The 11,763-nt window shown below is 24.6% G+C and carries 13 protein-coding genes and 3 pseudogenes; 12 read left to right on the top strand and 4 right to left on the bottom strand.

Translation table 11 applies throughout. The features are described 5' to 3' along the window. Window positions 1-270 precede the first annotated feature (270 nt). Window positions 271-1,287 (bottom strand): annotated as a pseudogene (locus SM9_RS11780) (ISNCY-like element ISM1 family transposase); the annotation flags it as partial. Window positions 1,288-1,859: 572 nt separating this feature from the next. Here SM9_RS11780 and SM9_RS09775 point away from each other — a divergent pair. The 4 genes from SM9_RS09775 (at window position 1,860) to SM9_RS09760 (ending at window position 4,444) form a co-directional block, all read left to right on the top strand. After that, window positions 1,860-2,261 carry a hypothetical protein gene (locus SM9_RS09775; protein WP_058739964.1) on the top strand — a complete coding sequence of 134 codons (402 nt, stop codon included), beginning with the start codon at window positions 1,860-1,862 and terminating at the stop codon, window positions 2,259-2,261. Between the two features lie 107 nt (window positions 2,262-2,368). Continuing rightward, on the top strand, window positions 2,369-3,166 hold the full coding sequence (locus SM9_RS09770) for a transposase (protein ID WP_058739963.1): 798 nt from the start codon (window positions 2,369-2,371) through the stop codon (window positions 3,164-3,166). Between the two features lie 138 nt (window positions 3,167-3,304). Further along, a complete protein-coding gene (locus tag SM9_RS09765) occupies window positions 3,305-3,820 on the top strand; it encodes a class I SAM-dependent methyltransferase (RefSeq protein WP_058739962.1) in 516 nt (171 codons plus the stop codon). A gap of 15 nt (window positions 3,821-3,835) precedes the next feature. Then, window positions 3,836-4,444 (top strand): methyltransferase domain-containing protein, encoded by a 609-nt coding sequence (locus tag SM9_RS09760; RefSeq protein ID WP_058739961.1) that lies wholly within the window; start codon window positions 3,836-3,838, stop codon window positions 4,442-4,444. Window positions 4,445-4,747: 303 nt separating this feature from the next. Here the strand turns inward: SM9_RS09760 and SM9_RS11775 are convergent. Then, window positions 4,748-5,025 (bottom strand): annotated as a pseudogene (locus tag SM9_RS11775) (transposase); the annotation flags it as partial. Window positions 5,026-5,359: 334 nt separating this feature from the next. On the opposite strand from SM9_RS11775, the gene SM9_RS12080 reads away from it, so the two are divergent. From SM9_RS12080 to SM9_RS09750, 3 genes are all read left to right on the top strand, one after another. Beyond that, a complete protein-coding gene (locus tag SM9_RS12080) occupies window positions 5,360-5,503 on the top strand; it encodes a hypothetical protein (protein WP_157064727.1) in 144 nt (47 codons plus the stop codon). 729 nt (window positions 5,504-6,232) lie between these two features. Continuing rightward, window positions 6,233-6,478 (top strand): hypothetical protein, encoded by a 246-nt coding sequence (locus SM9_RS09755; protein WP_058739960.1) that lies wholly within the window; start codon window positions 6,233-6,235, stop codon window positions 6,476-6,478. A 169-nt stretch (window positions 6,479-6,647) separates the two neighbouring features. After that, window positions 6,648-6,872, top strand: coding sequence for a hypothetical protein (locus SM9_RS09750; protein WP_058739959.1), 225 nt, complete (start codon window positions 6,648-6,650; stop codon window positions 6,870-6,872). Between the two features lie 17 nt (window positions 6,873-6,889). Here SM9_RS09750 and SM9_RS12075 read toward each other — a convergent pair. Then, a pseudogene (locus tag SM9_RS12075) lies at window positions 6,890-7,157 on the bottom strand (IS5/IS1182 family transposase); the annotation flags it as partial. 933 nt (window positions 7,158-8,090) lie between these two features. Between SM9_RS12075 and SM9_RS09740 the strand changes: the two are divergent. Next, a complete protein-coding gene (locus SM9_RS09740) occupies window positions 8,091-8,327 on the top strand; it encodes a hypothetical protein (RefSeq protein WP_232299123.1) in 237 nt (78 codons plus the stop codon). Between the two features lie 325 nt (window positions 8,328-8,652). Here SM9_RS09740 and SM9_RS09735 read toward each other — a convergent pair whose 3' ends face one another. After that, window positions 8,653-9,600 carry a methyltransferase domain-containing protein gene (locus SM9_RS09735; protein ID WP_058739958.1) on the bottom strand — a complete coding sequence of 316 codons (948 nt, stop codon included), beginning with the start codon at window positions 9,598-9,600 and terminating at the stop codon, window positions 8,653-8,655. A gap of 399 nt (window positions 9,601-9,999) precedes the next feature. Here SM9_RS09735 and SM9_RS12215 point away from each other — a divergent pair, with 399 nt between their 5' ends. The 4 genes from SM9_RS12215 to SM9_RS09715 all read left to right on the top strand — a co-directional run bounded on the left by SM9_RS12215 (window position 10,000) and on the right by SM9_RS09715 (window position 11,448). Then, the gene (locus SM9_RS12215) at window positions 10,000-10,356 is read left to right on the top strand and encodes a hypothetical protein (RefSeq protein ID WP_058739957.1); all 357 of its coding nucleotides are present in this window, start codon (window positions 10,000-10,002) and stop codon (window positions 10,354-10,356) included. Window positions 10,357-10,397: 41 nt separating this feature from the next. Then, window positions 10,398-10,607 carry a hypothetical protein gene (locus SM9_RS12210; protein ID WP_198144376.1) on the top strand — a complete coding sequence of 70 codons (210 nt, stop codon included), beginning with the start codon at window positions 10,398-10,400 and terminating at the stop codon, window positions 10,605-10,607. Between the two features lie 20 nt (window positions 10,608-10,627). Then, window positions 10,628-10,834, top strand: coding sequence for a hypothetical protein (locus SM9_RS09720; protein WP_157064726.1), 207 nt, complete (start codon window positions 10,628-10,630; stop codon window positions 10,832-10,834). Window positions 10,835-11,121: 287 nt separating this feature from the next. Beyond that, the gene (locus SM9_RS09715) at window positions 11,122-11,448 is read left to right on the top strand and encodes a transposase (RefSeq protein WP_198144374.1); all 327 of its coding nucleotides are present in this window, start codon (window positions 11,122-11,124) and stop codon (window positions 11,446-11,448) included. The last annotated feature ends 315 nt before the right edge of the window (window positions 11,449-11,763 follow it).

Raw genomic sequence — 11,763 nt, 5'->3', positions numbered from 1 at the left:
TGAATTATTGCTTGGGCTCATTTTGATGTGTGTTTCGATTGAAGATTGTCTTTAAGAGAAATTGGAAGAAAAACCCACAGGTATTGAATATATATGCCAAATAAAAATTCAAATAAATCGTAAAAGAATATAAAAATCTTTTAAAATGATAGAAACAAGAATAATTTTTGTTCTTCAAGTTTAAATCTTTTAAACATGCAATAAAGATTAAGAATAAGTTACTTTATTTGATGTTTTTTCTATATTTTCATCATTTAAGTGTTTTACTTATCTGTGAAAGTGCATAATTGTGTGTTTTCTAATGAAATCTTTTAATACGACGGGAATTGCTCTGTAGTTTTGTAAATATTGTTAAATTGATTGATTGTTTCTTGTTTTGAATTTTGTCTGAAACAATTTTTCAATTCATTTGCATTTTCGTAAATATGGTCTTTTGATTTTTCATTTATTTGGTTTCGTCGAAAATACACTTTTAATTTATGATTTATTGTTTGAAATAGATGAAATTTGCATAATTGATGTTTTACTTTTATTTCCTATGTCACATTACGGTACATTGGAAATAAATCGGTTGTTAAGCAAATAAATGGTTTATTTGTCGTTGAATCTAGAATAAATTTTTTAGTATTTTCAGGTATTCTGTGGCGTACAATTTGTTCTGAGACTAGAATATTGAGTATTGCATCATATATAGTTAATTTGTAGTGTTTAACTCCATTAAGCCTTAATTGCTCGTCATATAAATAATAGTCAGAATATTCGAATTCTTTGTTGTTGATTCTTTCTTCGTGATTTTTGTCTGACCAATTGATTGTTTGGTGTGATATTCGAATTCCAAGGAATATTTCGAAGTATTTACTTATTTTACGAAGTGATTGATATCTGATTTTTATTATTAATGAAATTTTAATCATAATTTCTTGTAAAAATTGTTCATGTTCTTCAATTAATGGATTATTTTTTATTCCAAATTTTTTTCCACATTTTGCGTTGCTGCTGTTCTTTAAATTCTGTAGTTTTTCCATTTATATTTTGTTTATTTTTAGTTATTGTATTTTTTTTAATAATTTTATGTGATCTACAATTGGGATAAATTGAATTATCCTATTTAAAAGTGTTATTTTTATCTAAAAATAGTTTTAAATTAGTATTTTCAAAATATGGTACTTTATTTAATCTTTCTGAAATGATTTTTTCTTGATTAATTTTCTCGCTAGAAAAATCAAAAAGTTTAAGTTGTATGAATTCTAAATTACTATTAAGGATAGATTTATTTATATTGGGCATAAAATATTATTTGTCCTCACTTATTAAAGTATTTAACTATTTTTAAACTAATAATTTTAAAATTAAAGTAAAATTAGGTTAGTGTAAAAAATTTAACTGATGAATTTAATTTAATTTCTTCTTAATTCTATTTATTAAAACTAAATATGTTATTAAGTTAATATTAAATTGTTATATAAAAAATAAGGGCAAAATGATTTGATTTTACTTCAATTAAATGATATCCTTGCTTGAATAAAATACCATCTATTTTTAATTAACTCATAAAATATGGCTCATTATTCGTAGAATTAACTATATTCCATCATAACTAATTAAATCAATGTATATTTTATGAATATCGAGTTATTGATTTATCTACAATTATCTAAGTATTATTTTTTAATTTAAAGTTTATAGGAACATTTAAATTGAATGTAGGCTAATTATTATATATGAAATCAAAAAATAAACAGCCTACAGAAATATATTGTGTTGAAGATTTATTTAAATATTACTTATTTGGTTAGGGAAATTTACTCTACATTTGCAACACCATTTCGCCCAAAATCGTTGATTTATTCTCAGAAATAATGAATACAAAATTATTTATCATTTACTTTGATTATAGAGAGTATGATCCGGATTTTGCTCGAACACACGTTAAAAATGGATTAGTTGAATATAAATTAAATAAAAAATTCATAATTTATAAGCAAACTTACAAATATCCCTCTAAAAATAAGGAAAAATTCATGACAACAATGTTGCCTGATTATATTGATAAATACTGTAATTATGCAGGGGAAATCAAAGAACAGGGATTAATGTGTACGAAAATTACATGCTCATCATACGAATCAAAAACTGAAATGGTAAACGAACAGTTTAACCTCAATATCTCCGGACAAAGCATATATCTTCATGAAAAAGAATTATCACCACAATACATCCATAATAAAAAACAAGAAATACTAAACAAATTAAAAAACTAAATATAAAATCAAGTGGTTATTATTCTATGATGAAGAATTCATAAAGATTAATAAGAAAATCTATGTGAGATTAGCCTTAATTGAGATTCATACTAAGATGATAATCAATGATGAACTTAATTTGCAAAGAACAATTCAGCAAAGAATATATTGAAAAATTCTTAAAAGAATCTACAGGAGGAATAAAATTAGAAACTATCATTACTGATGGTTATCGTTCATATCCAGAAATAATAGAAAGTTTGGATGCAAAACACCAACTCTGCACATTCCATATCATGCAAAACCTAATGGTAAAACTAAATCCATACATCAACACTAAAAAAAGACGCATAGAATCACTAACAAAAGCAAATGAGAAAAAAGAAGCAAAAATAGAAGAATTAAAAAACGAAATGCCCTTAAAAAGAGGAAGACCTAAAAAATCTGACAAAAAAGCAATAAACAACCTCGAAAAAAGAAAAAAACTAAAAAGAGAAATAGGTGAGAATAAAGAAAAAATAAGAGAATATAAAGCCAAAATCAAAGAACACCTAGAATATAAGGGAACCATAAAGAAAATATTCCGTGCAAAATCCTTTAAAACAGCAATGAAATACTTTAATCAATTATATGATAAATTAGAAGAATTACCACCAATTATAAAAAATTTCATCAAAACACTCTCTAAAAAAATAAATAAGGCACTAAAATACACAAAAGACAAAAAAATACCAAAAACAAACAATCTTGTTGAATTACTGTTCAAAGTAACATTTCCTGGAAAAATAAAAAGAATTTACCGAACATACGCAGGAGCAGTAACACAAATCAAACTCGATGACTTAAAATGGATTGAAAGAAATGTCCTCAAAAAACAGGTAAAAATGAAATTATCAGTTAAATTTTTTACACTAACAAATTAGAATGAATTTTTAGTGATGTGAAATTTCAAGTGTAAAAAAATAATTTGAAAGAAGCCTAATTTTACAGACTCTTAAAAAGCAAATATTATATTCATCGAATATTATATATGTATATATAAAATATTAAATGGTGAATCAATGCATAGAAGTTCTTTTTTGTCGATGAAAAAATTTAAAAATAACTATCTGAATAATAATGATGTATTAAAGATTTTGGATATTGGATCATATGATTCGAGCGGAACATCATTCAACTATCGAAGTATATTTGATAATGATAATTGGGAGTATATTGGAATGGATTTAAAAGAGGGTCCTAATGTTGATTTAATTGTTTCAGATTTATATAATTGGAAGGAAATACCTAATGAAACTTTTGATGTTGTTATTTCAGGACAAGCTTTTGAACATATGGAATTTTTTTGGAGAGCAATGGGTGAAGTATCAAGAATACTAAAAAATGAAGGGTACTGTTGTATTATAGCTCCAAGTTCTGGTCCAGTACATAAAAATCCTTTAGATTGTTTTAGATTCACCTCTGATGGTATGAAAGAAATAGCTAAGTATGTTGATTTAACAATTTTGGAAGTATATACAAATGTTAATGAAGAATCTTCACCATGGTTTGATAGTATTTTGATAGCAAAAAAATAATTATTTGGTGTTATTATGCATAAAAGTAGTCATGATAAAATGAATTGGTTTAAAAATAATTTTTTGGATAAAAGAAATTATTTAAATATTTTGGATATTGGTTCATTAGATACTAGTGGTAATAATTATAACTATAAATCTATTTTTAATGAACCTAACTGGTCTTATGATGGATTGGATTTTAGAAAAGGAAAAAATGTTGATATTATTACTGCCGATATATATAATATTCAGGAAATTGCTGATGAATCTTATGATGTGGTTATTTGTGGTCAATTGTTTGAACATTTAGGTTTTTTTTGGTTAACAATGGGTGAAATAAGTAGAATTTTAAAACCGGGTGGTTTTTGTTGTATTATTGCTCCAAGTGGTGGGCCAAAACATGGGATTGAGGATGTAGATTGCTATAGATTTTATGAAGATGGGATGAGGGGTTTGGCTAATTATGTAAATTTTGATATTCTTCATGTTTCGATAAATAATGAAAATTATTCTAAACCTTGGTGTGATGCATGTTTGGTTGCAAAAAAACAGGGTACTCTTGATGTAAAAATGGATAAGAGTAAAATTATAGAAAATAATGTAAATTCTTTATTAGAAAAAATAAAAAATATTGTGAAATGAAAAATTGAAAAAATTTTCTTTTGATGTTCAATATTTTCAAATATTTTTTTTTAATGTAATGAGTGTTGACATAAATTATTTGTTAATATTCATTCTTTAATTTTGTATTAATTTATATATTATTATTAAATATTATTTAATTATTACTGTCATGGTTTTTGTAATTTTTTTTACATTTATTAATTAAAATGTTAGGTGTCTGAATTTTTTAGTTCTCCGATAATTGTTGTATGGCTGTTTTTGAGCAAAATTCTTGTGATATAATTAAGGCTCATAAAAATATGCTTATTCTTAATTAGTAGTTTTATAACTGCAATATTCTTTATCAAAAATTATGGTATCTTTTTTTGCATGATTCGTCTTTTTTGTACGTTTTTTCTTATTCTATCAAAAAGTTTCGCATCATTTGGTGTTCCAGAATGGATTAAAATAGAAACATTGTTCATACTATTGTAATTAATGATAACTGTGGCGTTAAATCCAATAAAATTCTTTAGATGATGAATAACTCCATTTTAAATTTAATGTTTTGGGATGTTCTTTTGTTTTTTTCCTGTTAAATTAAAATACAAGTCAATTGGGGCAAAGTTGAAAATTTTATGTGTTTATATTTTTTAAAACACGATATTACTAATTTAAAACTAATATTATAACAATTTAAGTTATTTTATATGTTTATATGAAAAACAATAAATAATTGTAAATTTATAGGTCATTTGATGCAATATTTGGCAGATTTTATTAATAAAGTTTTGGATACCTTTAATTTAATAATGCCTCTTTTAATTTTAAAACAACGCTTTTTATGAAGGCAAATATATTAATTGCTCGATATAATAATCTGGCATAGTTAAAAATGAGTAATTTTAGGTCTTAAATAAGTTTTAAATAGGTTGTAGGAGCATATATTATATTATGAAACGAAATAAAACTCCTACAGATAAAGTTTATGCCGAAAAGATATTTAATTCTTTTGTTTGGTTTAAATATGAAAAAATTTACTTGTCACAAGAAGTTCCTTCAATCATTGCACTATTTTTATTATTTATTATGCCCTGAGAAGTTAAAATTATCTATGATATGGCTGATAGGACTTGTCCTTGTGGTGGAAAGCTTCATAAACATGAAATTAAGCTCTGGAAGATGAATAAGATCTTTCCAATTTATAAACAAAGATACAAATGCTGTGAATGTTGAAAAACACTAACAACACCTTTAAATGGCATTGTTGAGAGACATTGCAACTACACTATCTACATAATGGATTTAATACTCAATATTGATTCAATAGAACACACATCATATAAAAATAAGGCCAAACTCTTACAAAAACAATGGGAAATTAAAAAATACACAGATCAACTGTTTATTTACACAAAAAGAATAAATATTCACAGTATTCACAAGCAAAATGAAAAGGCATTCTAAATCTATTAAATTAAACAAAACTAGAATGTTCTGGAGTGAGTTGATTCGATGAAGAGTTCATAGGAAATAAAAATCAAAAATACACACAATTATCTTAAATAGACGCAAATACTCGGGTTATAATCAATGACTTAAAAATACCAAATGAAGAATTCACTTCAGATATTGTAAAAATATTCATCAAATATTCAATAAAAGATGTATCAGTTTATAGCGACCCCCACAACACCCAATACCAGACATCCATTAATATTACTTGATTTAAAAAAAGAAGTAATTGTAACAGACTGAGTCAATGCATATCCCAATATATTAAAAGAATTAGGGGTCGAACAACACTTATGCGTTTTCCACAAAATAATGAACCAAAAAACATTCACCTGGAAACAACAACGCAAAATCAAAAGAAAACAAGGCACTTTAGAATATTTAAAAACAAAAAATACCAAAAGAATAAACAAAGAAAAATTAAAAGGAAAAGGACAAATCGAAAGGCCCTCAAAAAAGGATAAAAAAAGAAACACGTCCTTAAACAAAATAAAAGAATCTAACAACAAAAACAAAAAAATACAGAAAAGACATCAAAAAACTAAAACAACAACATAAGTTATATGAAAAATGCAGCACAAAAATCTCAGAAATATTCTAAACAGACACAATATCACAGTCAAATAGAAAATTCAACACATTATACAACAGAATACAATATTTACCCAAAGATATTAGCAATTACTTAGAATATTTCGAAAAAGACAAAGACAAACTATTTAATTACATGGAAAATACTAAAATTCCAAAAACAAACAATTTGATAGAAGGATTTTACAAATACACAATGGAAGAATACTATAAAAGAAGATTCATAACCTCACAAGGCATTGACATATTTTTAGACTTAAATGAAATAAAATGGTACGAAGAAGTTATATTTCAACAGGAAATAGAAATCCAAACAAACAATCTCTGGCAGAACCTACTCACAAAATACCTCAACCCATAAAATTTTCAACTTTGCCCAATTGGTCTTGTATAAACAATAAATATCTTTTTTTCTTCTTCTAATTCTATTTTGATTATTTAATATTCTATTTAATTCTTTTAAAGGTTTTTGGGATGTTGTGAAAAAATTTTGTAAACTTAATCTGCTGTTAAAATTTCAGAAATTTAAAGTAGTTTCGCAGTTCTTTTTTAGATTCTAGTTCATTTAAAATAAATGAAATGTCTAATCTAAGAACATATGTATAAATATGATTTTAAATACAAATATTTATTTATTTAAGTTTTTAAGACTCTTTCAAAAACTTTGTTGATTAGAAATTTTTGATGGAATTATGTTTTGATTTTTTAATTCTTTTTAAAAATAGTTAAATTTAATAAAAAGTTGAATTAAAAGTTTTTATTATGTCTAATCAAAAAATAATTACTCTAAATAGTATTTTGGATGTTAAACAATATATATTTTGTGTTTCTGATGATGGATTTGTCCTTTCTGATTATCGTTTTGTGAAATTAATGAATTCTTGTCAAAAAGTTTTTAAATCATTTTATTTAAGTTTTAAAAAAGATGTTCTATATTTTAAAATGAGTTTAGCTAGATGTCTGCATTGTGGAAGTTATTATGTTGTTAAATATGGTTTTACAGATAGAAAATTAGTTTTTAAGGAAATTATTCGGACTCATATTAAAGTTCAGTGTTATAATTGTAACGTTGTGGTAAAACCTTTCAAACTGATTTAACAAGTCTTGTTGATAAAAATAGCAATTTTACCAATGAATTGAAAAGTGAATCGGAACTTTTAATTCAGTTTATCTTAAAAATTTAAAAAAATGTTTGTAAATCATTTAAAAAGTTTTTTGGAATCAGTGTTTCACACCAAACTATAGAAAATTGGCTTTTTGTTAATGAAAATATTTTAAAATTTGATTTGGGACGTTGCTCGGGATATTATGTCTTTGATGTTGAATGGATAAAAATCAATGGAAATTGGAAATATCGCCATATGCTTCTAGATTAGATTTTTAATTATATTGTAGCCGATGTTATTCATGATACTGAAGATGAAACGACTATTACAAAATTTTTAAAAGAATCAACAGCAAATAAAAATAAAATTGCAATCACCACAGATTTAGATAAAAAATATTCTTTAATTATTCCAAAATTAGGTTTTAAACATCAATTATGTATTTTTCATACTAAAAAAGTTTAAATAAGCAATTGAATGATTTTAAAGATAAATGCCATATTTCGGATGAAAAATACGAAGAATACTACAGACAATTAAAAATGATTAAATATTTATTTGATTTAGAAAATTATGAAGATTCAAATAAAGAATTTCAGTCTTTAATTTATCGTGAAAAAGAATTTCATCCAATTATTTATAAAATTATTAGAAAATCAAGCTCTTCAAGATATAAAAACTTTATTTTTCATTTAAATATAATAAAATAGAAAAAACTAGCAATAAAATTGAAAATGCTTTTCAACCATGCCAAAATCTAGAAAATGAATATTTAGGAGTAAACGTGGTGTTTAAAAACAAATATGCAGAAGAGATTTAATTCGAACTAAAACGAAATATAATATTTCAAAATCAAAAATAAAGATTAAAAATCTTTATTTATGAAAAATAAACAAATAACTTGGTATTTGCTTAAATTTGGCATGGTTTCTTCATGTTCAAAGAATAATAAATGGAAAAGTCAGAAAAATGTTTTAACTTTATAACAATGAAGAAATATAAAAAAATTATTTATTGTATCTCCACTATCAAAAGTTATTTTAATAAATCAGTAATTTTATTAATTTTTTCTTTTAATTGAATATTTTCTTGAATTATTGAATTTGCTTTTTTTTCAAAACGTAATTGTCCTATGCGATTATGAATATCATAAATTTCATGTATTTGATTTTTTCTAAGTTCAGAGTCATTTTGAATAGAATAATCTAATTCAAGAATTAAACCAAAAGTATTACTATTATATGATGTAGGATAAAATGAAAAAAGTTTATATGGAATTAAGTTTAACATATACAAACTTCCTAATATCCGTAAAAACGATTGGTCTGTAAATACCCAATAATGACCGGAAAAATAATTATTATCGAAATCATCAATAAAACTGAAATATTCATCCAAAATAGACTCAACATCTGGATTAGGATATGAACTAGCACCATTATCCCAAAAATCAGGAGCATAATTTTCATTAATTTGAAATAATTTATTATCAAGTAAAAATCTAGGAGTATTATTAGCTTCACCCCTCACATAAACATCATACAAATCAGCAACTGAGGAAGTTTCCCTATAATAATCAAATGTAAATTCTTTATCTGGAAGTAAAAAACAAACTTTACCTCCTGAATTCAATATTTTACTAACATCTAATAAATGATCTATTGGATTAGGAATATGTTCTAAGACATGAGATGAAACTACATAATCAAATCGAATATCTGTATTTTTAAAAGTATTTTCATAAGAATCTTCAATTACAAAATCAATAGGTACAATTGAATCGACTAAATCTTGTTGACCAAGGAAAGAATATTCTTTTTTTATATCTTCAGTACTATTAATATCAGCATAACTAACATTAGCATCTTTTTTATTGAACATAGGATTATTTAAAGGACCAATTTCTAAAATTTTAGAATTTGTATCAATTTCAGATAATAATTTTTCCCTAGAAGAACTATCTAATGATAAATCTTTTTTCATATAACTCACCAAAAGTAACAATAATTAATAATAACATTAATACATTATTAAAACTAATATTTAAAATTTATTATGAGAGTTCCAATCAGCAGCATGCATTCACCATCAATCAAACTTAAAGTAATCCCTAAAATTGTTGTATAATTGAAAAAAAATACATTGGTAGAAACTGTCCAATAAATATTTTTTCTAATTTTTTATTTTTTTATTAAATATTTGCTTGATTAAGTACTCATTTTAGTTGTAATTATTTAAAAAGTAGTTAATTATAAATATGTGGGAAGATAGATAGTTAATTAGCACAACAAAACTAAAACAATTCCCACATTCTACTTTTATGTATTTTGTGACACTTAAATGTTTTGGTTTTGTTTTTAATGATTGGGTGTTTTGATATTTATGAGTTTAGTTTATGATAATGCAACTTGTGAACAGGCAATTTTTACTTATGCTTTCTCTGGACAGAATTTGAATAATGATAATATTGTATTTACAGTTAAAAAGTTAGTCAGTAATTTTAAACGTGATTTTCCATTATTATTTAAAAATGATTATAATGATGAAGGAAGGCCAAAAGAATATTATTCTGATGAATTATTGGGATTTTATGTTTATGGTGTTTATAATAATCGTTTTAGTAGTAGAAAATTGGCTAATTGGATTAATAACAATGATGAATCTGTTAATTATATCCTAAATGTAAGAAACCTAAAAAATCAACAATTCATAGGTTTTTGCAAGATAATCGTTTATTAATTAATGCTTTTTTCCATTATACAATTATTTTAGGTATTAATTTGGGTTTAATTGATGGTGAGTGTGTTGCAGTTGATGGAACCATTGTAAAAGCGAATTCTAATAATTTTCGTGTAATCAAAATTGAAGAAATTGAATTTTTGCAAAATTTAATTTTGGATTATGGTGGAAACTGGTGTAAAAACAGTATTTGGTACAAAATACACAAAAATTTAATGAAAATAAAAAACAAGAAGATATACATCATTTAATTAATGAAATAAATGATAATTTGAATAAAAATGCTTTGATTCTTCTTAAAACTGCTTTAATTAGTGTTGATAATGTGTGTTATGTTATTGATTTATTGAATGTTTTAAAAGCTAATTATGATGGAAAACATACTATTAGTTTAACTGACCCTGAATCAAGGTGGATGATGGATAAAAAAGAAAATATTGGTTTTAATTACAATTATCAGGTAGCAGTCGACAGCTAAAATGGAATGGTCGTAGGCCAATATCTAACACAGAATCCAACAGACTCCAAAGAACTATTTGAAATGTTATATGAAATAAAAATACAAATGGGATTAATCCCAAAGTATTAGTTGCAGATAACGGATATATGGACGATAATATAATAAAATATGCATATGACAATGATATAAGATTAATAATTCCTGATCGAAACGAAAGCAGCAAAAACAGATCTAAGAATAGAGAAAAACCATATCACAAAGTAAATTTTACATATAATTGGAAAACGGACTCATTCACCTGCCCCATGGGTGAACACTTACACTACAAAAATAATAGAAAACTAAACGGCGAATTAATGAGAGTATACTCTACAAACAAATGTAAAACTTGTCCTGTAAAAAATCAATGCACAAAAAGCAGAGTAAAAGAAATTTTTGAACACGCAAACGACTTAAGATGGAAAATGAAAGCAGATTACCAAACAACTGAAGGAAAAGCATACTACAAAAAAAGAGCAAATCTAAACGAAGCACACTTCGGATTACTCAGAAATGCACGTAATTTCCAAAAACTAAACCGAAACGGTATAAAAAATGCAGAAAAAGAACTAACACTACGCTCAATCACATAACATACAAAAAATACATGAAAAATTAAATGCAACACTCATTTAAACAAAAAAACAAACAATTAAAAACAACACCCACTATCTCAAAACTTAAATAATCAATCACCCTTTTCACCAAAAAGCAATCAAAAAACACCCATTTTTTGAAAAAAATAACTTCGAAGTGCAATTTCAAGTGTAAAAATGCACCTCGAACCCCAAACAATCAATCCAACATAATCAAATCAAAATTTTAAAAAATTGAATTATTGGACAAACTCTGATAATAAATTATTTTTCTGTAAAAACATTGAATAATGAATTTATTAAGTTTCTATT

The sequence above is a fragment of the Methanobrevibacter millerae genome (assembly GCF_001477655.1).
Lineage (GTDB): Archaea > Methanobacteriota > Methanobacteria > Methanobacteriales > Methanobacteriaceae > Methanocatella > Methanocatella millerae_A.
This window is presented reverse-complemented; position numbering and strand designations above follow the sequence as displayed.